At 42.1% G+C, this 25,252-nt stretch carries 22 protein-coding genes; 15 read left to right on the forward strand and 7 right to left on the reverse strand.

The features are described 5' to 3' along the window. Positions 1-56 precede the first annotated feature (56 nt). The 10 genes from MH117_RS18265 to MH117_RS18310 all read left to right on the forward strand — a co-directional run bounded on the left by MH117_RS18265 (position 57) and on the right by MH117_RS18310 (position 12,386). Positions 57-491, forward strand: a complete 435-nt coding sequence (locus tag MH117_RS18265) for a VOC family protein (protein WP_239331031.1) — start codon at positions 57-59, stop codon at positions 489-491. A 550-nt stretch (positions 492-1,041) separates the two neighbouring features. After that, a complete protein-coding gene (locus MH117_RS18270) occupies positions 1,042-3,150 on the forward strand; it encodes a serine hydrolase domain-containing protein (protein ID WP_239331034.1) in 2,109 nt (702 codons plus the stop codon). Between the two features lie 172 nt (positions 3,151-3,322). Continuing rightward, a complete protein-coding gene (locus MH117_RS18275; RefSeq protein WP_239331358.1) occupies positions 3,323-4,006 on the forward strand; it encodes a response regulator transcription factor in 684 nt (227 codons plus the stop codon). Between the two features lie 12 nt (positions 4,007-4,018). Continuing rightward, a complete protein-coding gene (locus tag MH117_RS18280; protein ID WP_239331037.1) occupies positions 4,019-5,041 on the forward strand; it encodes a sensor histidine kinase in 1,023 nt (340 codons plus the stop codon). A gap of 92 nt (positions 5,042-5,133) precedes the next feature. Next, complete coding sequence (locus MH117_RS18285) at positions 5,134-5,919, forward strand: ABC transporter ATP-binding protein (protein ID WP_239331040.1); 786 nt, start codon at positions 5,134-5,136, stop codon at positions 5,917-5,919. Between the two features lie 28 nt (positions 5,920-5,947). Next, positions 5,948-7,819: an FtsX-like permease family protein gene (locus MH117_RS18290; RefSeq protein WP_239331043.1), complete on the forward strand. Its 1,872-nt coding sequence runs from the start codon at positions 5,948-5,950 to the stop codon at positions 7,817-7,819. Between the two features lie 358 nt (positions 7,820-8,177). Then, complete coding sequence (locus MH117_RS18295) at positions 8,178-9,005, forward strand: carbohydrate ABC transporter permease (protein ID WP_239331360.1); 828 nt, start codon at positions 8,178-8,180, stop codon at positions 9,003-9,005. A 57-nt stretch (positions 9,006-9,062) separates the two neighbouring features. Beyond that, positions 9,063-9,881 (forward strand): carbohydrate ABC transporter permease, encoded by an 819-nt coding sequence (locus MH117_RS18300; RefSeq protein WP_275444728.1) that lies wholly within the window; start codon positions 9,063-9,065, stop codon positions 9,879-9,881. 26 nt (positions 9,882-9,907) lie between these two features. Further along, the gene (locus MH117_RS18305) at positions 9,908-11,041 is read left to right on the forward strand and encodes an efflux RND transporter periplasmic adaptor subunit (RefSeq protein ID WP_239331049.1); all 1,134 of its coding nucleotides are present in this window, start codon (positions 9,908-9,910) and stop codon (positions 11,039-11,041) included. Between the two features lie 28 nt (positions 11,042-11,069). Continuing rightward, positions 11,070-12,386, forward strand: a complete 1,317-nt coding sequence (locus MH117_RS18310) for an ABC transporter substrate-binding protein (protein WP_239331051.1) — start codon at positions 11,070-11,072, stop codon at positions 12,384-12,386. Positions 12,387-12,522: 136 nt separating this feature from the next. On the opposite strand, the gene MH117_RS18315 is transcribed toward MH117_RS18310, so the two are convergent. The 4 genes from MH117_RS18315 to MH117_RS18330 all read right to left on the reverse strand — a co-directional run bounded on the left by MH117_RS18315 (position 12,523) and on the right by MH117_RS18330 (position 15,940). Continuing rightward, positions 12,523-12,771 carry a hypothetical protein gene (locus tag MH117_RS18315; RefSeq protein WP_239331053.1) on the reverse strand — a complete coding sequence of 83 codons (249 nt, stop codon included), beginning with the start codon at positions 12,769-12,771 and terminating at the stop codon, positions 12,523-12,525. A 34-nt stretch (positions 12,772-12,805) separates the two neighbouring features. Continuing rightward, positions 12,806-13,483 carry an ABC transporter ATP-binding protein gene (locus tag MH117_RS18320; protein ID WP_239331056.1) on the reverse strand — a complete coding sequence of 226 codons (678 nt, stop codon included), beginning with the start codon at positions 13,481-13,483 and terminating at the stop codon, positions 12,806-12,808. Between the two features lie 10 nt (positions 13,484-13,493). Further along, positions 13,494-14,918 carry an ABC transporter permease gene (locus tag MH117_RS18325; protein WP_239331059.1) on the reverse strand — a complete coding sequence of 475 codons (1,425 nt, stop codon included), beginning with the start codon at positions 14,916-14,918 and terminating at the stop codon, positions 13,494-13,496. Between the two features lie 218 nt (positions 14,919-15,136). Then, a complete protein-coding gene (locus MH117_RS18330) occupies positions 15,137-15,940 on the reverse strand; it encodes a hypothetical protein (RefSeq protein WP_239331062.1) in 804 nt (267 codons plus the stop codon). A 160-nt stretch (positions 15,941-16,100) separates the two neighbouring features. Between MH117_RS18330 and MH117_RS18335 the strand changes: the two genes are divergently transcribed. The 4 genes from MH117_RS18335 to MH117_RS18350 all read left to right on the forward strand — a co-directional run bounded on the left by MH117_RS18335 (position 16,101) and on the right by MH117_RS18350 (position 20,016). After that, a complete protein-coding gene (locus MH117_RS18335; RefSeq protein WP_239331362.1) occupies positions 16,101-16,766 on the forward strand; it encodes a response regulator transcription factor in 666 nt (221 codons plus the stop codon). Beyond that, positions 16,759-18,207, forward strand: a complete 1,449-nt coding sequence (locus MH117_RS18340; RefSeq protein ID WP_239331065.1) for a sensor histidine kinase — start codon at positions 16,759-16,761, stop codon at positions 18,205-18,207. The genes MH117_RS18335 and MH117_RS18340 overlap by 8 nt, the downstream gene beginning before the upstream one ends. A 294-nt stretch (positions 18,208-18,501) precedes the next feature. Next, positions 18,502-19,152, forward strand: a complete 651-nt coding sequence (locus MH117_RS18345) for a TetR/AcrR family transcriptional regulator (RefSeq protein ID WP_239331068.1) — start codon at positions 18,502-18,504, stop codon at positions 19,150-19,152. Between the two features lie 24 nt (positions 19,153-19,176). Continuing rightward, positions 19,177-20,016 carry a CPBP family intramembrane glutamic endopeptidase gene (locus MH117_RS18350; protein WP_239331071.1) on the forward strand — a complete coding sequence of 280 codons (840 nt, stop codon included), beginning with the start codon at positions 19,177-19,179 and terminating at the stop codon, positions 20,014-20,016. Between the two features lie 189 nt (positions 20,017-20,205). Here MH117_RS18350 and MH117_RS18355 read toward each other — a convergent pair whose 3' ends face one another. The 3 genes from MH117_RS18355 to MH117_RS18370 all read right to left on the reverse strand — a co-directional run bounded on the left by MH117_RS18355 (position 20,206) and on the right by MH117_RS18370 (position 23,599). After that, positions 20,206-20,592 (reverse strand): hypothetical protein, encoded by a 387-nt coding sequence (locus MH117_RS18355; RefSeq protein WP_239331074.1) that lies wholly within the window; start codon positions 20,590-20,592, stop codon positions 20,206-20,208. A gap of 295 nt (positions 20,593-20,887) precedes the next feature. Next, entirely contained in the window at positions 20,888-22,228 is a 1,341-nt protein-coding gene (locus tag MH117_RS18360) for an alpha/beta hydrolase family protein (RefSeq protein WP_239331077.1), read from the reverse strand. A gap of 807 nt (positions 22,229-23,035) precedes the next feature. Next, on the reverse strand, positions 23,036-23,599 hold the full coding sequence (locus tag MH117_RS18370) for a sugar O-acetyltransferase (protein ID WP_275444721.1): 564 nt from the start codon (positions 23,597-23,599) through the stop codon (positions 23,036-23,038). 622 nt (positions 23,600-24,221) lie between these two features. Between MH117_RS18370 and MH117_RS18375 the strand changes: the two genes are divergently transcribed. Then, positions 24,222-24,923, forward strand: a complete 702-nt coding sequence (locus MH117_RS18375) for an SMI1/KNR4 family protein (RefSeq protein WP_239331080.1) — start codon at positions 24,222-24,224, stop codon at positions 24,921-24,923. The last annotated feature ends 329 nt before the right edge of the window (positions 24,924-25,252 follow it).

Consider the following 25,252-nt stretch of genomic DNA (forward strand, 5'->3'; position numbering starts at 1 on the left):
ACTATACCCTCGTTTGAGGGGCGGTTAAAATAGTGAAAAAAGAGAGGTGAATGTAAATGGTTAATGTAACCCCGTTTCTATGGATCAAGAACACTGCGGAGGCGATTGAGTTCTACAAGAAGGCTTTTGATGCCGTAGAGAAATATCGCTTGACGGAGCCGGAAGGCAAAGTCGCTCATGCTGAAATTGTAATCGGCGAAGCTCTCATACAGCTCGCTGGCGAATATCCCGAATACGGCATTTTAGGGGCGGAAACGATAGGCAATACAACGGTCGGTATCCATCTTTTGGTCGACGATGTAGATAAGCTGTTCCATCAGGCGGTTGAAGCTGGAGCGACAATCGTCAATCCGATAGCCGATCAATTCTACGGTGAACGAGCGGGAAGTGTGAAGGATCCATTCGGACATTATTGGATGATCTCAACCACACTTGAAACCTTGGAACCTGAGGAAATACAGAAGCGATTTCTCGCCATGTATGCGAGTTAAGCTGGTTACATAAATAACTTAATAAAGATAAATAAACAAAGCAGGTCCGCATGACCTGCTTTGTTTATTTGTATCCTCGTAAAACAAAAAGCGGTTTTTTGGCGAACTGCAGATGCTGGATGCATTGGCAAATAGGAGCGGCTTTATAGTTCAGTCGTCCTTGCGTAATCATGAAGATTACTGCCTTCCTTTTCTAGCTGGTGAACATATATTTTATAATGTATAGCTTATTTGCAACGAATAAAGGAACCACTAACAGCAGACTTATTCATATAGAATATCACCAAAACCGTAATTGGGATTGGTGGTTTTTTTATTGTCTACTATGATTTCTAGAATATCGAATGTGATAAGAATGTCACATTTCCGATCTTGCTTGTCATCTCAATCGAGCGACGGTGGCTAATGTAAAACAATAAAATAAGGGTGCAAGAACTGCCAGTCAATATAAAATGTTCCGACACATCCCAGTTAACTAGCAGCTACAGCTCTTGCATGATGTTGTTGGTTACCAGGTCCAAATTTTAGAAAAGTAAGGAGAGGATTTAAGTTGAAGAAACGTCGAAATCAAATCCCACGCGTACTTAGCATACTGACCACTGTACTGGTGATCAGCCTCGCTGCAGAAACAAGCGTGTACGCTCAGAAGCAGCCACAAGCGAGTCGAACTGACACCGTCAAACGGATGGCCTTCATTGTCCATAATGCCCTCCCACAAACAGACTACGTGCCCTTGATGGATTATACGAGTGGGCCAGTTGATGGCAGCGAGGTAGAGGCGTTTTTGGACGCTTTTTTTGCCAAGGATGCCATCAAGCAAAAAGCAGGGACTATTACTGTATCCGTTGTACAAGACGGTAAGGTGCTTGTATCCAAGGGCTACGGTATGACTGACAAAACGTCGAAAACGCCTGTAGACGCAAGTCGATCAACCTTTCGAATCGCATCTGTCTCCAAAGTGTTCACGGCAGCCGCCATTATGCAGCTCGTTGAGCAAGGAAAGATTTCACTTCAAGACAATATTGAAAAGTATCTGGATGGTTACAAAGTCACCAATCCATTCCGTACACCCGTCACGATCGAGAACCTGCTAACGCATACGACCGGATTTGAAGTGCGCGAACCTGCAGATGCCAGCTATTTGACCGATGCTTCTCAGAAGCCGATTTCACTAAAAGAAAGTATCTTCATGCAGTTCCCGCCGGTAGTTCGGAAGCCCGGAACGTCATACATGTATGATAATTTCGCCTCGAGGCTGCAAGGATACATCGTACAGCAGGTAAGTGGAGAGCCCTTTGGGAGCTATATGCAAAAGCATCTGTTTGAACCGCTTGGCATGACTTCAAGCAGCTTTCGGCTAACGAAAGATCTGGCTGGACGCATGGTAACATCTTACGATATGGCGAATAACGCCATTCCAGCGTATGATTTGTCGCCGAGCGAGTGGCCGGAGGGCAGTATGATATCGACAGCCTCTGATATGGCGTTGTTTATGAGAGCATTCCTTAACGATGGCCAGGCCGTTGATGGTACTGTGATCCTGTCGCCTCCATCTGTGAAGGCGATGTCGGCGTACCACATCGCCATCCACCCGGAGATGCCAGATATGACATACGGCTTTGAGTCGTCTGTAGATCTGTCCAGTACAAACGGTGAAGATGTGATCTCAAAAGGCGGCGATATTCTTGGCTTCAGCTCTTTGCTGTGGCTGCTACCTGACCGTAAAACAGGTGTCTTCGTCTCTTACAATACGAATCAAGATGTACGAAAAGATTTATTTGCCGCCTTTATGGATCATTATTATGCTGATCGTAAACCCTCATTTGGACCGATGGGCTTTCAACCGCATTCCAAAGCCACACTTGCCAAATTTGAGGGCTTGTATTCCGATTTGAGGATTAAATTAATGACCAAAGTTGAAGTTACAGGCGACGGTACGCTCCTGGTAAGTGATCCTTACAGCCATAATAATAAGCTGACGCAGGTGGATAATCTACTGTTTGTGGATGAGCAGGGGAAGCCGCTCGCGTTCAAAATGGATGCAAACGGTCGCATTGTTTATCTCAAATATGCGAATCAATTCAGCTACGCTGCTAAAATCGCGGAGAACCAGCAAGGTTTCCCGGACGTATCAGCTGATCATCCCTATAACAGTTACATTCATGGCTTGAAATCGCTCGGTTTCTTAACAGATGATCTGTCTAAGCCATTTCATCCTATACAGCCCATTACTCGAGGAGCCTTCATTCATGCTTTTAACGCAATATGGAATATTTCTGAGTCTACCAACCCATCTTCATTTAAGGATATTGAACACTCTCCCTATCGAAAAGATATTCATGCCGCTGCAGAGGCAGGCCTGTTGAATGGGACAAGCGATGACTTGTTCGAACCAGACCGTCCGATTCGCCGAGAGGAAGCAGCCGCTATTGTTTTTCGCATACTGGCGGGATCGGAAATTCGAGAGCCGAATGCTACGGCTGCGTTAGCGCCTGGGACGTCAAAATGGGCTGTCGATGCAGTCAGCTCTGTTGTGAAATGGAAGCTGCATGGCCCGGAGGTGACCGAAACGAATGGCACAATCGACTACGGCTCGCAGCGAGATCTGAACAAACAAGAATTGGCAGCGCTACTATTTACGATGCTGCTTCCGAATTAGGGAGGAAACGTTGGTGAGAGGGGCGTAGTTGCCTCTCTTTTTTTGTTTAGATTACTGTCGAAATGTTCTTTTTCAAAAATTTAAATTGGAATGATATGATAATAGAAAGCTGCGGATGATTATCATTATAGGATATAAATCGCGACAATCGCAGGAGGGGATGATGACCGTGATGGATTTAAACATTTTGATTATAGAAGATGATGCTGCAATTTTCCGTTCCTTAAAGGAGAAGTTGGAGCAATGGTCGTTTCACGTCATGGGACCGGAGCGATATGACGATGTAATGCACACTTTTATTAGCCAACAGCCGCAACTGGTCATCATTGATATCCAACTCCCGATGTACGATGGTTTTCATTGGTGTCGTGAGATTCGGGCGGTTTCGAAAGTACCGATTCTATTTCTATCGTCGCGTGATCATCCGTTAGATATGATAATGGCGATGAATATGGGAGCCGACGATTATATCCAGAAGCCGTTTCATATGGATGTGCTATTAGCCCAGATTCAAGCGATTCTTCGCCGGACTTATGCTTATGGGGAGGAAACGATCGATCTGATCGAATGGAACGGCTCCATAATTGATTTGAATCGAGGGCTAATCCGCAAAAATGGACAGGATGTGGTGTTAACGAAGAATGAGTTCTTTATCCTTGTATTGCTGGTTAAGGCTAAGGATACCGTTATATCTCGCGATGATCTAATCCGCAAGCTGTGGGATGATGAACGTTTCGTCAATGACAATACGTTAACTGCAAATATTACTCGGCTGCGCCAAAAGCTAACAGTGTTCCAGTTGGAGGAAGCCATTGTCACGAAGAAAGGGCTTGGCTATATGGCGGCAACGTTATAAGGGGGGAGTGACTTGTTACTCCGTTATTTGGCTGATAGGACGAGCTGGATTGTTTTCTACCTGCTTTCCTTGTTATTCGTGGATTTGCTAATCTGGATCGACCCTGGCATTTCGATCAGAACTGAATCAATACTGTATTTAAACTCGCTGCTCATTTTGTCTATGATCTTATTTGTAGGTTGGCGCTTTGGAAAAGAAATGAAATATGCGCGCGTGCTGTCGAATCTAGCTGAACAGATAGATGAAGACTGGCTTGAGATGATGCCGCCTCCTAGCTTTTATCACGAAGAAGCCACAAATCAGCTTTTGCAGACAGCGGGTTACTGGTATTCACGTAAACTTTCAGAAAGCCATGCTGCCCAAGCTATGGAAAAGGATTATATTACCGCCTGGGTACATGAAGTGAAAGCCCCGCTGACCGCCATGAAACTGACAATAGATACCAATAGGGGCAATCCGGAGCTACGTAAAGTTGAATCAGAATGGCTGCGGATTCATCTGCTCATTGACCAACAGCTGTACATTTCACGTTTGTCATCGCTAGAGTCGGATTATATGGTGGAACAAATCGGGATTCAGCAGCTTGCGGTCAAGGAAATACGCGAGTTGGCCCCCTGGTGTGTGGAGAAAAATATAGCCATCGAGATTGAAGGAGAGGAGGCTTTGGTTACGACAGACCGCAAATGGTGCCGCTTCATCATTCGGCAAGTGCTGACCAATGCGGTAAAATACAGCTACGCAGGCGGAACAATATTGCTCACGACTACAGTCACGCCTGATGGACATGTCCGATTAGCAATCAAGGATGAAGGGCAGGGTATTGCCGCCCATGACTTGCCTCGTATTTTTGATAAAGGATTTACCGGGGAAAACGGAAGATTGCAAAATGCGGCAACCGGACTGGGGCTCTATTTAGCACAGACTGTCGCACTCAAAATCGGGATTGGATTAACGGTGCAATCGGAGACGCACGTAGGAACAAAGATTGGGATGATTTTTTCTACAAATCGTGAGTTCGAACCGGTACGGACATAACAATCTTGGAATGAGACAATTAAGTCTGCCAATGTGTTTAAATGACCTTTTTCTCTTAAATAAATGTTGGAGCAGAGCGGGAGGCTAAGAAGATGATTCAAAGCAATATGAAAAAAACCGTGCTGCATGCGCAACAACTCCGTAAATCCTATGGTATCAGGGGTAATGTTCAGCAGGTGCTCAGAGGCATTGATCTACGTGTCGTAGAAGGGGAATTTGTCGGCATTATGGGACCGTCCGGTTCGGGAAAGTCAACGTTGATTAAGGTGCTGGCAGCAATGGATAAAGCGACGGCTGGAAAAATAGTAGTCGAAGATGTCGACATCTCGACTATGAAAGACGCTGAACGGTCTATTATCCGATGCAATAAGCTCGGATTCATCTTTCAAGATTACAACTTGTTAGATATGCTGACGGTGAAAGAGAACATTCTACTTTCCATATCGCTTAGTAAAATGCGAAAAAAAGAGGTAGAGGCTAAATTTCAGGAAATTGCATTGGATCTTGGCATCCTGGATATTGCCGATAAATACCCCCATGAAATTTCTGGCGGGCAGCGGCAGAGGACATCTATTGCACGAGCCTTGATTCAGCACCCTGCTCTACTATTCGCGGATGAGCCAACAGGCGCGCTAGATTCGAAAGCAGCCACCTCACTATTGGAGATAATAGAGGCGCTTAATCGGCAGCGCAGCATTACTATAATGATGGTGACTCATGATCCAATCGTATCGAGTTATTGCAGTCGAGTCGTGTTTTTGAAGGATGGTATGCTGTATTCCGAATTATATCGCGGCAGCAAAACGCGGCAAACTTTCTTCAAAGATATTATGAACGTGCAGGCCGTACTCGGGGGTGACCACGTTGACCCTGCGTGAGCTGGTCATCCGCAGTATGCGAAGTAATATGAAACATGACTATCTATATTTTTTCGCGTTTATGATGAGTACTGCCCTATATTTTGTGTTTGCTACTTTGGCCAATGATTCTTTAATTATGGCAGCTATCTTCAAAGATATTCAATTCGCTTTGTTATTTAAAGTGGCTGGGATTTTACTGCTTGCGATTATGATCATATTCATGATCTATGCGAACGGCATCTTCCTGAAGAGGCGCAGCAGGGAAATCGGGTTGTATCAGCTTGTTGGCCTTACCCGCAGGACCGTGGGGCTGCTGCTCATAACGGAAAATGTATTTCTTGGCATAGGAGCGCTCCTTATCGGAATTGCCAGCGGGGCACTCGTGTCACGACTTTTTTTACTCATTCTATTGAAACTGGTTGGTAGTAAAAGTGTACTAACCGTCTCATTCTCCAGCTCAGCTGCCATGCAAACTGCTATTGTGTTTGCTGTTCTCATCGTCCTTACATTAATACAAACGTTGTACAAAGTTTACTGCACCACGCTTATTGAACTGCTCAAGGTGGATCGTCAGGGCGCTCAACCAACACAGCCTAAAGCAGTTTTGTCCACTATCATGGGGCTGCTCGGCATTTTGTTGATCGTAATAGGTTACATGCTCTCCAATGAAACGCTTGGTCCGGAATTTTTTTTGCAATTACTGGCCATTCTCGCCTCAACCATCCTGGGAACTTATCTAGTATTTCGTGTAACGATTGGTTGGCTGTTCTACCTGATTCGTAGGAATAGGAATGGGCAGCTTGGACTGAAAAACAGTTTATCACTGGCACCGATCATGCATCGAATGAAATCAAATGCGATATTTCTAACGTTGATTACGGTTTTGTCCGCAATGACATTGACAATGGTGGCATTCGCGTACTCGATTTACTACTCGGCCGAAAGTGAGGCTCGGGCCATGATGCCATACGATTTCATTTTTGAAAATAATGAGCACGATGCAAATTCATTTCGTGCTGATTTGGAGTTGACAGGCCTTCCATTTGTACACTATCCAATTGAGGCGGTTCGACTGACAGGTAGTTTTGGAACAGGGAAGGAGGATAGACGCAACTTTTTGCTACTTGCAGCAGAACAGCTGCAGGCAAGTGGTGCCGATATTGTTGTGCCGGAACAAAGTGAGGCCATCTGGTATAGTGGCCTAAGGAAAACAGTAAGCACGGAGCGGGATCCTGTTCATTTTCCGCAGGCAGCTTATTTGGGAGCATACAGGGGGTATGCCCTAATAAATGTGATCCATGGCATTGATCGTTATATGATGAACTTTAACGTGCAGGGCAGTCAACTGATCGTCTCTGAGGCGACGCTAACAGATATTCGCGAGCAGATGCCTATGCTTACAGAGCAGGAGGTTGTTCGTATTGATACTTATCAGATTGCGCTTATGGGTGATCGCGCAGCAGCTGCTGATTTCTATGCGAAATATGTCAAAGCAGACGAGTATAGACCAAGCTTCTACACGTATTATAAGGAGTCGCATCAAAAATTTGGACTAATCCTCTTCACTGCAGGCTTTCTCGGACTTATATTTATGACCGCAACAGGCAGCATATTGTATTTCAAGCAGATAACAGAGGCGGAGCTGGAGAGGAAGAGCTATACGATTCTGCGGCAGCTCGGATTCGGGGAGCGTGAAATGATGGGCGGCATTATACGTAAACAGCTGTTTGTGTTTGCGATTCCGCTTGTGATTGGGCTTGTACATGCCTACTTCGCCGTAAAAACTGCCACAGCGCTGACACTGTCAGACATCACCATTCCCGCAGCTATTGCCATGGCAATCTACACGCTAATTTACTTCATGTTTGCTGTTCTTACTGTTCGTTATTATCGCCAGATGGTAAGGAAAGCGCTGTAGTGATCAGAAATCCACTGTCTTATCTGACCGCCTTGGGATGATATTTTGCAAATAATACACCAATCAAGAAGGCAGTACGGTCTTGGACAATTTACCTAGTAATAATGTTAAATGACATAACGGCACGATCACAGCGAGAGCAGCACGACACATACCCTATTCGAAATATGGTTACCGCAAGCTGTAGCAACTTTAGGAAAATTTAATAATTACCCTATTTCTTTTTAATAAGTTTCACCTATCCTTGTCGTAGCAGGAAGGGGCACACGATTGAAAAAGAAATGGGGTTTTTGCTGTGGATATATTTAGAAAGACCAGTAAAAATAAATGGATTCGAAGTGATTGGGCGGCTGCCTGGATGTTTCTCACACCAAGCTTGATCGGATTCGCCTTGTTTTATCTGATACCATTTGCTACCGGTGTTGGGTACTCCTTGATGGATAGCACGATCGATGGCCAATTCGTTGGCTTGGATAATTATAATACGCTGCTGGAAAGCGATTCCTTTCGCAAAGCAGCGTCCAATACCTTCTTGTTCACTGTTGTGACGGTTCCAGTCATCATTGCGATATCTCTTGGCTTAGCCATGCTCCTAAATCAGAACATTTATTTTCGTAACATGCTACGAACTGCTTATGTAATGCCGCTTGTCGTTCCTGTCGCATCCATTGTTGTCATTTGGCAGATTCTATTTGATTGGAACGGTTCGCTGAATGCAATGCTCCATGTATTTGGGATCGAACGTGTGGATTGGATGAAGACAAGCGCTGCGAGAAATGTTGTGATGGTCGTGTATTTATGGAAGAACGTTGGATATAACATGATTTTATTCTTGGCAGGACTGCAGCAAATACCGAAAGATTATTACGAAACCGCCGACTTGGAAGGCGCGGGGCGTCTTCGGCAGTTCACGAGCATTACGCTTGTTTATCTAACATCTACGATGTTCTTCGTCATCATCATGTCCATTATCAATTCGTTCAAAGTATTCCGGGAAACGTACCTGATTGCAGGAGATTATCCCCATGACAGCATATATATGCTTCAACACTATATGAACAATACGTTTATGTCGCTCGATATTCAGAAGATAACTGCAGCAGCAACCATGATGGTAGGGTGCATCTTGTTCATCGTGCTCCTATTATTTGCGATTGAACGAAGGTTCCGGCAGTTTATGGAGTAGCAGGAGGTGAGACAAGTGCAAAAAACAAATTGGTGGCAAAAAGCAGTACTCACGGGTATGTTATCGCTCATAGCGCTAGTATTGCTGTTCCCAATCGTGATTACGTTCACAAATTCATTAACGACTGCCAAAGAAATCAACATCAATTACGAAGCGATTGGGAAGCTGAACTCAACGGGATTCGTCAATTTGAAGCTGCTGCCAGATTTCGTATCTTTTGAACAGTATTATAAAGTTTTAGTAGAGAACACTAGATTTCTGATGATGTTCTGGAACTCCGTTTTCATGGTCGTACCAATTATTGCAGGACAGACGCTGATTGCGGCGTTAGCTGCTTATGCATTCTCTAAGCTGCGATTCCCAGGACGGGACAAGTTGTTTCTGGTCTATGTATTGACGATGCTTATGCCGTTCCAAGTGACGCTCGTACCCAACTATATTATGGCGGACCGCTTGGGGCTGTTGAACTCTCCTAGCGCGATTATTCTACCAGGTGTTTTCGCAGCATTCGGCGTGTTCATGCTTAGACAGTTTACGATGAATATTCCGTATGCCTACATCGAAGCTGCCAAAATGGACGGTGCCGGACATCTTCGGATATTTTTGCGGATTATTATCCCGATGATTCAGCCAGGAATCGCGGCGCTTGTCGTTCTATTATTCGTCGATTACTGGAATATGGTGGAGCAACCGTTGATCTTCTTAGACGATCCGTTTAAGCAACCGTTGTCCGTTTTTCTATCGCGAATTAATCAGGAAGAGCAAGGCGTTGCTTTCGCGGCATCTATGCTCTACATGACACCCATGGTGCTGTTATTTCTATATGCGGAGTCTTATTTTATCGAGGGCATTCAACTATCTGGCATCAAAGGTTAGGTGTACTGGTTAGGGAGGGAACGGAATTGGATCGAAAACGAAAGATCTTATGGATATTTATCTTGTTTATGATAACACTTCTGATTTTTACGCTGTATAGCAACACGCTGCAATCACTATCTTTGCCGAAAGTAAGAGCAGAGAAAGCGATTCTAGGCAGTATCGAGCATTCGCTCGAGGCGAGCAGTATATTGCAGCCGCTGGCGGAAGTGAAGCTACTTAATCCCGCAGGCTGGAAAGTTACGGCTATTGCTGTCAAAGAAGGGGATCGTGTGAAGAAAGGGCAGACCTTAATCACCTATGACAGCAAATTAACGGAACGAGAACTAAAAGACGAGGAAGCGCAATTGGCCAAGCTGAAGTTCGATCTGCAGAACAGTCAAGATCAGTTTATTGCATTCGCCACGGATGGGGACGAAGTGAAGGTGCGCAGCGCCCGACGCGATATCGAGATTCGTAGAATTGATATTGGAGTACAGGAGAGGAAGATTCATTCGCTTAAAGAAAAAATCGAGAACAACAAGAAGATTATCGCCCCTTTCGACGGAGTTATCACCCGATTGAATGCCATTGAAGGGATGGCATCGATGAGTGAGCCGGATGTTCAGGTTGCGAACAATCTTCAAGGATATCGATTAGAGTTCATGATCGATTCATCGCTCCTATCCAGCCTGGGGGTCACGTTGAAAGAGAAGGTGCCGATCGAGATTCGTCCCAACCCTGGTCAGGAAATTAGAAATATTGAAGGGACGGTCTATGAGATCGCTGATGCAGCACCGCGGTTGGATACTTCTTCGAATCAAGAGCACAAGACCCCGACAGCGACAGCACAGAAAATTATTCGTGTGCAAGTGATCGATTCAGAACTGAAGGGGGGTGAACAGGCGTTCATCCAACTGAAGAAACGCTCTTCACAAGAGGGGTTATTAATCTCCAATGAGGCGATTCACCAGGATCGAGAGGGCAAATATGTGTACCGGATCGAACAGCAGAAGGGCGCTCTAGGCAATAATTTTATTGTAGTTAAGACCAAGATTCGTTCCAGTGAATCCAATGACAAGGAAACGCTGATCCTGTCATTTGATTTTGACATGAATGATCTGATTATTCTTGAGAGCACAGAGCCGTTACAGAACGGCAATCGCATTCGACTGCAATAATGATTGAGAAGAAGAGAGGAATCATACGATGAAAAAGAAAATCATGATGGGCATGATGTGTATCTTAATCGCTGCAACGACCGCTTGCGGCAGTGGAGATGGATCTAACAAGGATGCTGCTAGTAAAGCAAAGCGACAGAACAAAGACGGGAAGACGATTGTTACCCTAAGTTCACTTTATGTCTATCCTTACTTCGAGGCGCTGGAGAAGAAATTCGAACAGAAATATCCGGATATCGACTTGCAAATTCAAGCTTATTTGGGCATCGAGGAAAAAATGACGGAAACGGCCATTGAAAAGTATCTTAAACAGATGAATTCAACGATGTTAACAGGGGAAGGCGCAGATATTATTGAAATGAGCTATTTGCCAGTCGAGAAATATGTGTCTAAAAAAATGCTTGTCAATATGAACGATAGGTTAGAAGCCGATCAAACGATAAATAAAAGTGACCTGAACATGAATGTGTTGAATGGGATGAAAATAAATGGAGGTTTGTATTCTGTCCCTTCTTCCTTCTTCGTCGGTACGTTTGTCGGGAATGGAGATGCCCTTGCGAAGACAGTCAAGGTGGACGAGAAGAACTGGACTTGGACACAGTTCGAGGAGGTGGCGCGCAAGTTTAAGGCGAGCAGCCGCAAAGATCAATTCGCCCTAACGAGTTACGCGCCAGAACGATTCCTGCAAATCTTGGTTAAGAATAATCTTACTGATTTCATAGATGCTGATAATCGTCAGGCGAAATTCGATACACCGTTATTCATACAGAGTTTGAAACAAATTCAAAAAATGTACGACGAAAAAATCTTATCGGCAAGTGCAGGCAAGCCGAACAACCAATTGTTCTATCATACCTATTTATACTCGCCTTTGGATGTAGCTCAAGTGGCATTCAATTTCTATGCGAATCCGAAATTATTGCCTACCCCGCATACGAAAGAAGATGTGCCTGGTACCACCTTCTTAATACCGAATCAACTTGGCATTTCAGCCAATTCACCAGTTAAAGATGAAGCGTGGAAGTTCATCGCATTCCTTATGTCAAAAGAAGCGCAATCCATGAATGATGGAGAAGGCTTCTCGCTTCTCGCATCCGTCAATGAACAGATGCTTCAAGACATCAAGAAGCGTGTTAAGAACGGTGAGATTACAACGAAAATGACGGATCGCCACTACGATGAACTGAAACAGCTCATTCAATCTGCGAGCAGCTTGGCCCAGGCGGATGATAAGTTGCTATCCATGATTGAAGAAGAATCCAAATCGTATTTCAGTGGCCAGAAATCGGCAGAAGAAGTGGCTAAGTTGATTCAGAACCGTACAACGACTTATTTAAATGAGTAGTTAAGCATCAAATGAATGTTATGAAAACAACAATGTTGGGCTATGTAAAATAGATGGTGTAAAGATGAACTCCCCATATAGGGAGTTCATCTTTACGTTATGACAAACTCTAATCAATAAGAAACATTCGTTTTCACTAGTCGAAATTACTTTCTATATCTTCAGTACCTGAGCTAGGCCTTGCCGCACCGCTTGTAGATCCATCCGAATTTTGATAAGGAGGGGAAATGTCCTCTTGATCCGGCATCATTCTGTCTTGATAAACATCGGATTCCTTTTTATTCAGTTCCGTATCATCTCCTACACCAAAATTCAACGCGTATATAAAACCGCCAATTAGAATAATAATGGTGAGGCCAATGCAAGCCGCCATTCTTTTTCGCATGATTCTGATTCCTTTCTTTTTCCGAAATGTATCATTACATATTTTTAATAACTAAATCTTTTTGTTCAAGCAATACCGCTGTATCTGAGTGTTTAGCCACGTCTGGAGAGTGGGTGACGACAATGATGCATTTATTTTCTTTATGAGCAAACTCTTTGAATAGTTCGATAATATCAAAGGCAGTTGCTTGATCTAGATTCCCGGTAGGCTCATCGGCAATTAATAAATCCACGTCGCAAGATAAGGCTCGGGCAATCGCCACGCGTTGTTGTTGTCCACCGCTAAGCTGCAATACCTTTCTTTTGGCTTCTATTTCCGTTAACCCTACCTTTTTTAATAATTCATGCGCTCTCGCTTTTTTGTCTTTCACGTCAACTTCCGTAATCTCCATGGCCGTTACTACATTTTGAAGGGCAGTCATATACGTAATGAGGTTGTAGGATTGAAAGATAATCGAGACATGTTTGTTTCGATAGGACTCCAACCCCATTTTCTGTATATCTGTTCCTTTGAATAGGACAGACCCGCTTCTAGGAGTATCTAATCCGCTTGCTAGACTAAGAGTCGTTGTTTTTCCTGATCCAGATGGTCCTAAAATCGTATAAAAATGTCCGGCTTGAAACGAAAAGTTTACGTTATCTAAAATCGTATATTTTTTATGATTGTTTTTATAATGGTAATTCAGATTTTGGAACTGCAATATTGCGTCCATATAGACCCCCCTATTCATGTTTTAATAAGATATCTTTTGGATTCAATCGGAGAATCGATAATGCTGGAAGAATGGTTGATAAGATTGCGATCACTAGACCCAGCATACCTAACTTCAACAAATCTTCGGAGGTTACTCGCACATCAATATCAAGAACCGGCTCCACATCCTGACCTTGGTCAGGAATCATTCCAAACGAGAATCCGGGATTATTTTCAGCCTCCTGTTCTCCCACATAAGAAGCAACTTCATTCTGCAATAAACGATCTCCCATTTTTTGAGACACGGTCCCGCCTGTAAAGACAGAAAGGCTGAATGCTAGAGCAGCGATACACAATACTTCTACTAATAGTTGTCCGATTAATTTTCCTTTTTTCTCGCCAATCGCGAGCAGAATTCCTAATTCTTTCCTCCTTTCCTTTATGGCCAACGTAATAATAAGGCCTAAGATAATGGCTCCCGCAAAAGAGACCAAGTATATGATCCATTTCGAAGTCGATGCTACGTTCTCAATCGGGCCCACCATTTTTCGATATAATGCATCATGGGCATCGAGCTTAAATAGGTCGAAGTCAATGCCTGTTTTCTTGCCTTCTGCTTTGAAATCCTCAATATGGTTTGGATCATTCAAGTAATAAATGGCTTGGTCAATGGGGCTCCCTTTCGTTTCTTTATTTTCTGAAAACTCTTTTAATGATCCGTACGAAACATATACTTTGTTCGACGGATGAAACAACGGCGGTGCCGATTCCATGTTACCGTCTATCGTGGACGTTTCGTATATTCCGATAATCTGTAAATCTATTTTCGATGCACCATCTTGTGCTTGAATTTTTAGCTGATCACCAACTTGCAGATTGTTTTGTTCAGCCAATTCTTTTTCAACGAGGGCTACTTTCTGATCCTTGTCATCCGGTGTTATGGAACGGCCATCGATGACTTTGTTCGTTTCGTCCGTAAATTCTTTTAGCAAATCAGAAACACGAACGCCTTGAATGAGTGTATTTGGCATTTTCATGCTCCCTTGGTTCCCGTCTACGGAACCGCCTAGCGCGTTATCTCCTTGATTGGTATTAATGGGGGTATAGCCATCTGCTATACCTTGACTGTCTTTTACATAGTTGAACTCTTTTACATGTGGGGATTCGGCTAACTTATCTGCTTCCTCTGTAGAAATTTCCGGACGATGTATTCTTTCATTTGGATTCTCAAGTCTCTGTTTTTGTACATACTTTTGAAATTTATCCCCATCTAATCCTAGCGTCACATCAACTCCTAACTTTTTCCTGACAAGATCATTCGCTGCCTTTGTGACATTCTGTATGGCGAATCCCGCTAATACTAAATTAGTAAGCACCAAAAAGACGGCGAATAGGATGAATGACTTTCCCTTTCTTGCTTGTACACTTAAATAGGCGCGTTTGATAAAATTCATAATTTCTAACCTCCTTTTTGATATCTATAATGTATAGGAGTGATCTGGAGTCTACATGAAGTTAGCGAGGAGCTTATCTAGAGAACGTTATGTTATTATCTGGAAGATAATTCGGTGTCAACATAGAAAAACCCGTGAGGCTGCCGAATAGCAATCTCACGGATCGTGTGTATCTCTTGGAGATCTCTATGTAGCTTGAGAACCAAGATTTTCTTTGATTATTTTTCTACATGGACATCAAGGGTTTGGACGCCAAGAACTTCATCGAGTTGTTTTTTCATTTGCTCCTTCGTGATTGTACCTGCTTTTGATTGATCAAAAAGGGCTTTTACCTTTTGTTGAGTAGCATCATCAAAGTGAATCGCTTTTGTTTCTTTCTTCATGTTGTGAGCCGGACTGAAATCTACATCCAAATCGATGCCGAGCTCTTGCAGCTGAGCTTTTACCTGCTCTTTGCTAAGTGTTCCGGTTCTCATTTGCTCAAGAATCGCTTTCGCCTTTTCTTTGGCAGCTTCGTCAAGGTTATCGAATATTGACGAAGTCATCTTTACCATAACGCCATGAGCTGTTTTGCTGAAATTCACATCCATGTCAATGCCAAGCTCTTGCAGTTGAGCTTTCACTTGTTCTTTTGTAAGGGTGCCGGCTTGGGCTTGCTCAAGTATCGCTTTTGCCTTTTCCTTGGTAGCGTCATCGAGGTTAACAGGGTTCACTTTTCCAACTTTGAATTTGATGCCGTCATGAGCCGCTTTGAGAGCAAAGTCTACATTGACACCAAGTTCTTGCAGCTGAAGTTTGGCTTGTTCTTTCGTAAGAGTCCCTTTCTGCAATTGATCGAAAATGGCTTTCGCCTTGCTTTGAGCCGCTTCATCAAGGTTATTTGCTGCCTTTACCTTAACAGTCGCTGTCAGTAGTTGTCCATTCCCGATAGATTGCGCAGGTACCTCGGCAGCGAATGCGGATCCCAAAGAGGTGAATGTGAGTACAGCACCTAAAGCAGTTGTGGCTAATGTTTTTTTCATAATTGTCAATCTCCTTTGCGAATGTATTGTAGTTTACGATCTCATTGTATGACCCTTATCTGGAGTTACTATGAAGATCATGTAGAGTTTTGGTGAGGATTTTCGGTCTCTTCATATAAACTCCAGATAGCACGGCTATACTAATAATAGAGGTGATATCATAATGAACTATCAGATTCTTGTGATTGAAGATGATCAAGAAATTCGGGAATTAATCAAACAATTTTTGATGACCCAACAATATAATGTTGAAGTTGCATCCGATGGAATAGAAGGTATGAAACAATTCAATAAGCAATCCTTCGATTTAATTCTATTGGATGTCATGATGCCTAATCTTAACGGATTCGAGGTCGCCAAGATGATTCGGAATGAGTCCAATGTTCCCATCATTTTGCTAACTGCTTTAGAAGAAGAACAGGATCAATTAAAAGGTTTCGATCTCGGAATCGACGATTATATTACAAAGCCTTTTTCATTTCATCTATTGATACGGAGAGTCGAAGCCGTGTTAAGAAGAAGCAAGGATCAAGGAACGAATAATAGCCTGGTATTCAAGGAGGTTCAAGTAGATTGCAATGCCTATAAAGTATACGTCAACGAAGTTGAAATCCCATTAACGACCAAAGAATTCGAAATCATACAGTTGCTCGTTCAAAATGAGAAAAAAGTGCTCACCCGAGAAAGCATCGTCGAGAAAGTATGGGGATACGATTATTACGGGGATACGCGAGTCATCGATACGCATATTAAAAATGTGAGAAAGAAGTTAGATATACCTTACATTAAAACCGTAAAGGGGATCGGCTACAAAATTGATGACTAAATGGTTGAACATGCTGAAAATGAAGCGTATTACTTATAAGCTGTTTGTGACTACGTCCCTTATTCTGTTATCCTTTGCCGTCCTGATTTATGTATCGCTGTATTTCTTTCTGCCTACCTTTTATCAGCAGTACAAGACGACTCAGCTTCAGACAGGGATCGAAGAAATCATAACGAAATCGAAGGAACTTGATTTGCAATATGGTGTGCTGCTTCTTGATGCCTTTTCCAAAAAAAATAACGCAATCGTCTATCTTCAAAATAAAGAGGGAGCTATCATTTACTCTCCATTTTTTTCTTCCGTTCGCAAAGGCTATTCACTACCGGCAGAAGTGAGAGTCGAAAGAGCAAAACCAATCCTGAATACAAACTCCTTCGATGTCGCCGTGCCTATTCAGTTTATAGATGCGAATTTAGTGCTTGTCGTGTCTGCTACCTTTCAACCGATTGATGAGGCTTCGCAAGTATTAGTACTTTTTCTCCCTTATTTAAGCATTATCGTTATTGTAATCGGCATAGGCAGTGCTTACTTTTACTCAAGGTTTATCACGAAGCCGCTTCTGTACATTAATCAAGGTGCGCAGAAGATGGCGAACTTGGATTTTTCGGAACAAATCGAGGTACATTCTACGGATGAATTGGGGGAGCTGTCTACCAGTCTAAATGAACTGTCAGTGAATTTGCAGCAAACGATGCAAGAGTTGCACAATGCGAATCGGCAGTTAAAGAGCGATATTGAAAAAGAAAGAGCAGTGGAAACAAAACGAAGGGAATTTTTCGCGATTGCAGCGCATGAATTAAAAACTCCTCTTACCGTGATGAAAGGGTATCTGGAAGGAATGATCTATCATATCGGTCCGTATCGCGATCGCGATCAATATTTGCATAAAAATCATCAGATTGTCGAGGGAATGGAGCAGTTAGTTCGTGAGATATTAAGCATGTCGAAGTTGGAGCGCGATGCATTCAAGCTGCAGCTGGAAGAAGTGAATCTTTCGCAGCTCGTGGATAAAATAACTGCTGATCTTGAATATTTTGCGGCTCAGCGAGAGATTCAACTTATGAAGCATATTGCCTCAAACATAATGGTTCACACTGATCGTCTGATGCTGGTGAAAGCATGCAAAAATATCATCCATAATGCGATTATGTATTCTCCACAGGGAGAAAAAGTATGCATTCAGCTAACCCGAGATGTGCAGGAAGGCTGCATTCAATTTCAAGTCATCAATACTGGCGTGAACATTAAGGAAGAGGACATGCAGCAGATTTTTGAACCCTTCTATCGAGTTGAAAAATCTAGAAATCGCAACACGGGGGGCAGCGGATTGGGATTATATCTTGTAAAGCAGATTTTTGAAGCTCTTGGCATCTCATACTCTATTAACAATATAGAGCAAGGAGTCGAATTTGAAGCTGCCATTCCGATATCAGAACAATGAACGCTTACAAGAAACGGGCTTTAAAATGGCTACTCTTATTTAATTAACAGATATAAGATAAGGAGCTTTCGAGTATGTGCTCGAAGCTCCTTTTTCTTGTATTCATACACGCTTATTTGAATCATATCCATATAAACTGAGTTTACTTTAGAAGTAATTGTCGTACCGGAGACGGATATCATATATAACTGTAAAATGAGAGTATTCTCATTTTTATGTTGGCATTAACTGTTATTAGTAGTAAGATAATAATATAAAAGTGAGAGTTATCTCATTTTTAAAAGGAGTGAAACGATGCCAAAAGTAAATGAAGACTATATTCAAAAAAAGAAGACACAAATATTAGATGCAGCCTTTGTGGTATTCAAACGAAAACCACTATATGAAATGACTATGCTAGATGTTATTAAGGAAGCGGGTATAAGCAAGGGGGGGATATATAGGTATTTTGGTGATATTGATGAAGTGATTATAGCTTTACTTAATAGAGAAACAGCTAGAAACAATTATAAGCATAAAATTGATGAGATACTTGCAAGTACAGAGACCACAGTAAGTATAGTCGAAGCTCTTTTTGATTTTCTGGCAAACTATATTCATAACAGTCCAGCTACACTTGGTAAATTTCAATTTGAACTTACTGTATATTTTGCAAATCATCCTAATAAATCGGAAAAGTTTAAAAACAGTCTTACAGAACAGGAAAATGGTCAATATTTCATAAGCACACTTTTTAACGAGATAACGAAAGGAGTAAATAAGGGAGAGCTTCAGACGATCTTTCCGCTAAATGATATCTTTACTTATATTATCACCACAATTGATGGTGTGGTTCATAAAGTTGTATTGCAAAAATGTTATAGTGTCAATGCAAATCGCATTGATGTCATACAGATTTTTAAGATGATATCAAACTCAGTATTACATATGTTAGGGGTTAAATGATTGAATATCCCAGGGGGACTATGTATGAAAAATAAAGAATTAAAAGAGGTTATGATATTTTTCATAATTACTGTTTTCTTAAGCCTGTTTGTATTTTGGGGGCCACTTGCTTTATGTGAAGTTCCAACTATTGGCTTTAATAGTGGGGCAGTTGGACCGGTTTGGGCAATAATATTGTTCATGATGGGAGGCTTTGTCCCTTCGATAACAGGTATCATTCTTACTGCCGTTTTTGAAGGTAAAAAACAAGTAAAACAATTTATGAAAGAAGCATTTCAAGCTAAAATTGGATTAAAGTGGGTTCTGATAATTATTCTAACAGCAGCATATTTTGCTGTATCTTGGATTGTTATCTATTTAGCTTTGGATGGAAACTTTCATTACGCTAAATTTTTATCTGTACTACCTACTATTCTTCCTTTGTTTATACTAGGCCCATTATCAGAAGAGTATGGTTGGAGAGGCTTCGCTTTAAAGAGATTATTAAAAATTGTTAATCCTAACATAGCGAGTTTAATAATTGGGTTAGTTTGGTCTGTATGGCACTTGCCATTGTTTTATATAGTAGGTACTAATCAGCATGAGCAGCAACTGTTATTTTTTACTTTCATGATATCGGTTACGAGCAGTTGTTTCATTTATACTTACATCTATATCAAAACAAATCAAAATTTGTTTACAGCAGTATTATTTCACTGGGCTTACACCTTTTTTTCAGATGCAGCGCACAGTAGTATTATAAGGAGCGATTTATTTAATGTGCTGGAATTTTTCCCAGCACTTCTAATTGGAGTAGTATTTTCATTTTTGTTGCATCGGATCAAGCCGATATTAAAGACTATCAATGCTAGCAGTACGATATGAAGATAAAGCATTGAACTATTGGGAAATTATATGATCATGTCTGTTATCCCTATAAACAGGTCTGTTTGATCAAATCAAACAGCGACAGTCACGGACTATTTTAATCCATCACTGTCGCTGTCTTCATTTCTAGCAGGTCAAATTCTTAGCTTTTGTGATAAATTTGGTCGATATGATATCAACCTAAGGTCAATTAATGTGATAAGTAGCCGTGATGTGATTGATTGTATACGAGGAAGGCGCTGCAAATTGAATGTAAAAATAACCGTCCTCAGTTGCCGTGAAAATTCTTCCTACGTTGCTGTTAAAGAAAGTCCCGAGATGGTAGTTGGTATTGTCGTACACGGAATAATACGCATAATTGCCTTGTGCATAAATCGTGAGCTGTTGGCCTTTCTTCAAATAGATTCCTTCCAGCGAGCTTAGTTCATTAGGGTGAAGTGCATAGTGCTTAACGAACTGCTGTGTTTGTCGAACATCAGGCTTGGTAGCAGCGATAGGTGCAGTGGAAGCATATGCAGGTGATGCTGTAGCGAGGACAACCAGTACAGACATGGACAAAAGCAATTTCTTCATACTGATTCAACTCCTTTGATATATGTTCAAGTAGTATCTCGAAGTTATGTTAAATATAATTCATTATCAGATTCTTGTAAACATATAATTCCGATTTTTATTGTAGGAAATAGAAATGCAGATGGGGTTGTTTAGAACGCTGGGCGACAGGTTAGGGGACACGACAGATGTTATGAGGGGTATTGCGGGGTATGTACCCTTTGGACCTTATTATCCTTGGGCGATGTGTGCTTTTAATGAACCTAACCAAAAACCTTCCCGGTCATTTACCGAGAAGGTTCCAGTTAGAATTATGTTATTTAGAAGATGCAGATTTGGTTTTGACGTGCTCTCCAATCTCTACCTTTACATCTTCGATCTTGTTTTTCCCATCGAGCAGCTTACTTGGCTTACCCTTTAGGAAATAGTCAAAGAAATCCAATGTATATGCATTAATACTGCTGTGAGTACGATACACGGTCTGTATTCTAGCAGCATCATTCGGTACAGATGGATAGGTAATTAACGGAGTGTCTGAAAATGTACTATGGTCTGCATGACGGAATGATACGGAATAACTAGAGCGTACTGCCTGCTTATAGCGAGAAATCACATGTTTCAACATCTCGGTCATCTTCTTTTCATCCTTTCCTTGTGCTTGTGCAACCTGCTTAGGATCAGTACTTTCTAAATTTTTCAATCCGTCGTAGCCAGCATTCATCAGCATAAATGGACCTGGTATTCCGCTCTCAGGAATCAATTTGCCAAAGAAGCCGCCGTCCATATTGATGCCAGCTTTTACACGATCATCCTGGAGCATCACTTGAGCAGCTGTAGCACCTCCGAATGAATGACCGAGCATTCCAACTCGACTCAGATCAGCCTGCTTCCAAATATGATAGCTTTTCTTCTCTGAAAGTTGTGCTAGGCGATCTAATACAAACTGAATATCTTTCACCCATACTTTGGTGATTAATCGATCTAGGTAAGAGGTATTATCATCATTAGCGCCGTTGACTTTGACAACTTTTCCGTTAGGAAATGTGGTTACTAACGAATTATATGTATGCTGAACACTTACAACGATGTAGCCTTGGCTTGCTAGTGGCTCTGCAATAAATCGATACGTATCATTAAGCAGCCCGAAGCCGTGTGATAAGATGAGTACCGGATATCTTTGTTCCGATTCAGCAATAGGTGCCTTGATCAAAGAATGAGTAGTAGATGAGAGCAAGGGTAAAAATTGAGCAGCAGGGATTTTATAATAACCTTCATATGCTTTTGCCAATGATGTTGGATCCGTTGCATAAGGTTCGCGCTTATGAGAGGCGCTTGATGCGTTAGTAGGATACCAGACTTGAATCATCAGCTCACGATGATCCGACTTGTCTGCCGTAAATGTTTCCGGACGAGCTTTGTCTATCCAATGAAAACGATCTGTTCCCACTTTATATGGGCCTTTAAGGGCAGGGAATATTACAGCTGTCTGCTTAGACGAAGTCGTCGGAGCCTTAGATTGTTGGGTAGCAACTGCTGATTGTTGCTCTTTCTGGGATGGGCTGCTTCCAAATGCGTTTATTACGCTATTCCCGATAAACAATGAACACAGCATAATTGTCACTAAAAATTTACGTTTCCCGATAAGCTTTACTTCCATAATGCAACTCTCCATTTCAACAATAGGTTTGTGTGAGTAAATACTTGCTTCCAATGCATTAGACTCTACTACAGCAAATTCCCCTTCATTGGCGGTAAATGTGCTGGAAGTCGAGATGGCTCTATTCCTAAGTGTCTTATGAAGTAGTCCCATTTCCTGCGGATAAATACGGTACTTCTAAGTTTCTAACATATATGTCGGATGACAAGAAGATGAGGACATTACCGATTGTACGCTTTATGGCGTTCCTAATATGTTAAATCAATATTCATCGGGGATATAAAAATATTCGGCAGCCTCGAAGCAGTTAATAAGTTCCACCTATCCTTGTCGTAGCAGGGAGGGGAACACGATTGAAAAAGAAATTTCAGAACCGCACAACGACTTATTTAAATGAGTAGTTAAGAAAAAAATGAATGTTAATAGTAAATGGCATGGATCTATTGCGACGCGCTAGGTCCTTTTTACTTGTAATTACTTATTGAAGTCATTGAATTACTGAGATGAGAAAAAGAAAGAGCTTATTGCCATTTATGAAGATAGAGTGGCTGCTTATTCAACATTAAAGGAACGATTATCAGAAAGATTCATCTTGGTTATGGGATTCCTGAGGAACCAGTGGAGAACAAAACGGAGAAAATGAAAAGACGTCCTTTGCGGAGGAGCTACTGCTTTAGCAGTACCTTCTCCAGGGCGTCTTCCTTCATGGTCACGGTCAGTATACCAATCCGCTAGGGATCGGGCTGAGACCACATGTAGGTTGTTGTTATATTTCTGAAAGCGATAGAATCACCGATTGGCACCGAACTAAAGGGCTTTTTTCAAAGAGCGGATGACTTTGCACGGATTGCCGACAGCCAAACTATCTGGCGGAATGTCCTTCGTAACGACACTGCCAGCCCCAATCACGCTGTTCGCTCCGATCGTCACGCCTGGCAGGACTATAGCGCCTGCACAGATCCATACATTATCACCGATATTGACTGGATGTGTGTATTCCAATCCCGCTATCCGTTGCTCTACATCCATAGCATGTTCTTCCGTTATAAGGCAGACGTTGGGTGCAATAAATACGTTGTTACCAATTGTAATTTCCCCGCTGTCCATGAGCTTGCAGTTAGCATTGAGAAAAAAATTATCTCCTACCGTGGTATTATACCCATAAGTACAGAAAAGGGGCTGCTCTACAACGCAATTATCTCCGGTCTTTCCCAGCAGCCCGCGAATGGCGATCTCTCGTGCCTCGCGGTCTAGCGGGTGTATATTGTTATATTCGTATAACTTGTTCACGGTATCAGCACGGTCAGCGACAAGCTCAGGATCGCCAGGTTGGTATAACATACCAGCATGCGATTTTTCTTTTTCGTTCATAACATCAACTCCTATATTCATAACAGCAAAGGTATTGTAATATAAGGGATGATAAGATACAACTATAATATTGCGCCATTGGCATCATCAAGATCGTGAGACAGAGATGGCCGGATGTGGCTCCGTTATATGCTTCTACAAACCATGATTGACCATTGTATCTGGTCAATAAGGTTACACCCTCTTTTATTGTTCATCTCCTCTTAGTACCACCCTGAACCTCTTTTTGCAAACGTAGGATAGACTTGGCGCACTTGATAATACTTCGATCTCTCAGCGCATCCCGTAAATCCGAATGGTCTCTTGGGCGTCAAAGTTAGATCGGTGGAATGGTTCGTGAGCACTCGTTCTTCTTGAAACGATGACAACCAAACACAACCGTCACCACGATGCCGGGGCAAGCTCGAAAACCCGTAGTCATACGTCACAACGTCCCGAACAGTAAGGCGCCGCCGCTACCACAGACTTGCCCTTGCCGTGGCTGACGATTTTGATACTATTTGATAGATAGCCATGGTCGCGCTCCTTTCCATGCCAATCTGCACAATGATTTTCTGTGATATTTAATAACAAGTTCGCGTTTGCTATACTGATAGCAAATAGCTGGTTTTGGGAGGATAGTATGAACGAATTAAAGCAAATTGAACAGAAGTACAATTTTACATACCCGAAATTATATAGACAGTTGTATTTAGACGGTATGTTGGATTCGGGTGGAGAATATGGGCAGGATTGGTACGAAAAGTATTATGCTAAATTAGCCCAAAACCCGCCTATGCTGTTTTTCGGCTTTGACTTTGAGTTGCTAAAATGGAACAGAATCGTTGAAGAAATCGAAGCATTCAAAGACCCCGACGATTATCGTCAGACGAAACCAGAGTTTCAGTTTGTTCCATTTGGTCGACAAAAAAGCGGAGATTTGTATGTGTTCCAATTTGATAAACAAAACGGTGAGGATGTACCTATTACGTTGATTTATCACGATGATATTACCGCTGTTGTTTTGGCGAAAAATTTACAGGATTTTATTTTTAGGGACTTGCTTGAAGATTTAACGAATATGAAGTATTCCAATACAGCAAGTGGCGATTTGAAAGTCAATTCTGCCAACATATTAAGAACACACCGAAAGTATTTGAAGCATAGTCAAGTTGCAAAGTTGGAAGAAATATATGGTAGAGATGTTTTTGAATACATAGAAACGACCTCAACGGGGCGCGAGCTGCCACTGGAAGGGTTAATCTCAAACGATGAATTAAAACAAGTGTTAAAACAGGAGATTAGTTTCGACGCGCTCGACAACGAGTTTGAGTATTGCAATTAATAGACACGCACAAGACGTCAGCACATCTACGGGCTGACGTCTTTTTGTCTCTTCGATTTGGTTTTCTGAATTATCCATACCCCATAGTTCAGATGTTTTGCATTCCCCCCAGATATTGCAAAAATTGACCGCTTCCACACAGCAAAGCGTTCTTCGTTAAATGTTCATTCTCTAAGTAACGGGGAGCAATTCATTAATATTGATTCGAAGAAACCGGAACGTTTTATGATGTCATTTTATTGGGATTCCAACGATACCTTGCTTCAAAGCTATATATAAATGGAAATTTCTAACGAGACGTAATATTAAATCGGTTATTATGGAGTATT

It is taken from the genome of Paenibacillus sp. ACRRX, from assembly GCF_022346885.1.
GTDB lineage: Bacteria > Bacillota > Bacilli > Paenibacillales > Paenibacillaceae > Paenibacillus_B.

Bases quoted from the DNA above. Each gene is read 5' to 3' on its own strand.
- MH117_RS18265 (WP_239331031.1), top strand. From the start codon at position 57: ATGGTTAATGTAACCCCGTTTCTATGGATCAAGAACACTGCGGAGGCG.
- MH117_RS18275 (WP_239331358.1), top strand. From the start codon at position 3,323: ATGGATTTAAACATTTTGATTATAGAAGATGATGCTGCAATTTTCCGT.
- MH117_RS18285 (WP_239331040.1), top strand. From the start codon at position 5,134: ATGATTCAAAGCAATATGAAAAAAACCGTGCTGCATGCGCAACAACTC.
- MH117_RS18290 (WP_239331043.1), top strand. From the start codon at position 5,948: ATGAAACATGACTATCTATATTTTTTCGCGTTTATGATGAGTACTGCC.
- MH117_RS18295 (WP_239331360.1), top strand. From the start codon at position 8,178: ATGTTTCTCACACCAAGCTTGATCGGATTCGCCTTGTTTTATCTGATA.
- MH117_RS18300 (WP_275444728.1), top strand. From the start codon at position 9,063: ATGTTATCGCTCATAGCGCTAGTATTGCTGTTCCCAATCGTGATTACG.
- MH117_RS18310 (WP_239331051.1), top strand. From the start codon at position 11,070: ATGAAAAAGAAAATCATGATGGGCATGATGTGTATCTTAATCGCTGCA.
- MH117_RS18315 (WP_239331053.1), bottom strand. From the start codon at position 12,771: ATGCGAAAAAGAATGGCGGCTTGCATTGGCCTCACCATTATTATTCTA.
- MH117_RS18320 (WP_239331056.1), bottom strand. From the start codon at position 13,483: ATGGACGCAATATTGCAGTTCCAAAATCTGAATTACCATTATAAAAAC.
- MH117_RS18325 (WP_239331059.1), bottom strand. From the start codon at position 14,918: ATGAATTTTATCAAACGCGCCTATTTAAGTGTACAAGCAAGAAAGGGA.
- MH117_RS18330 (WP_239331062.1), bottom strand. From the start codon at position 15,940: ATGAAAAAAACATTAGCCACAACTGCTTTAGGTGCTGTACTCACATTC.
- MH117_RS18340 (WP_239331065.1), top strand. From the start codon at position 16,759: ATGACTAAATGGTTGAACATGCTGAAAATGAAGCGTATTACTTATAAG.
- MH117_RS18345 (WP_239331068.1), top strand. From the start codon at position 18,502: ATGCCAAAAGTAAATGAAGACTATATTCAAAAAAAGAAGACACAAATA.
- MH117_RS18350 (WP_239331071.1), top strand. From the start codon at position 19,177: ATGAAAAATAAAGAATTAAAAGAGGTTATGATATTTTTCATAATTACT.
- MH117_RS18355 (WP_239331074.1), bottom strand. From the start codon at position 20,592: ATGAAGAAATTGCTTTTGTCCATGTCTGTACTGGTTGTCCTCGCTACA.
- MH117_RS18360 (WP_239331077.1), bottom strand. From the start codon at position 22,228: ATGGAAGTAAAGCTTATCGGGAAACGTAAATTTTTAGTGACAATTATG.
- MH117_RS18370 (WP_275444721.1), bottom strand. From the start codon at position 23,599: ATGAACGAAAAAGAAAAATCGCATGCTGGTATGTTATACCAACCTGGC.
- MH117_RS18375 (WP_239331080.1), top strand. From the start codon at position 24,222: ATGAACGAATTAAAGCAAATTGAACAGAAGTACAATTTTACATACCCG.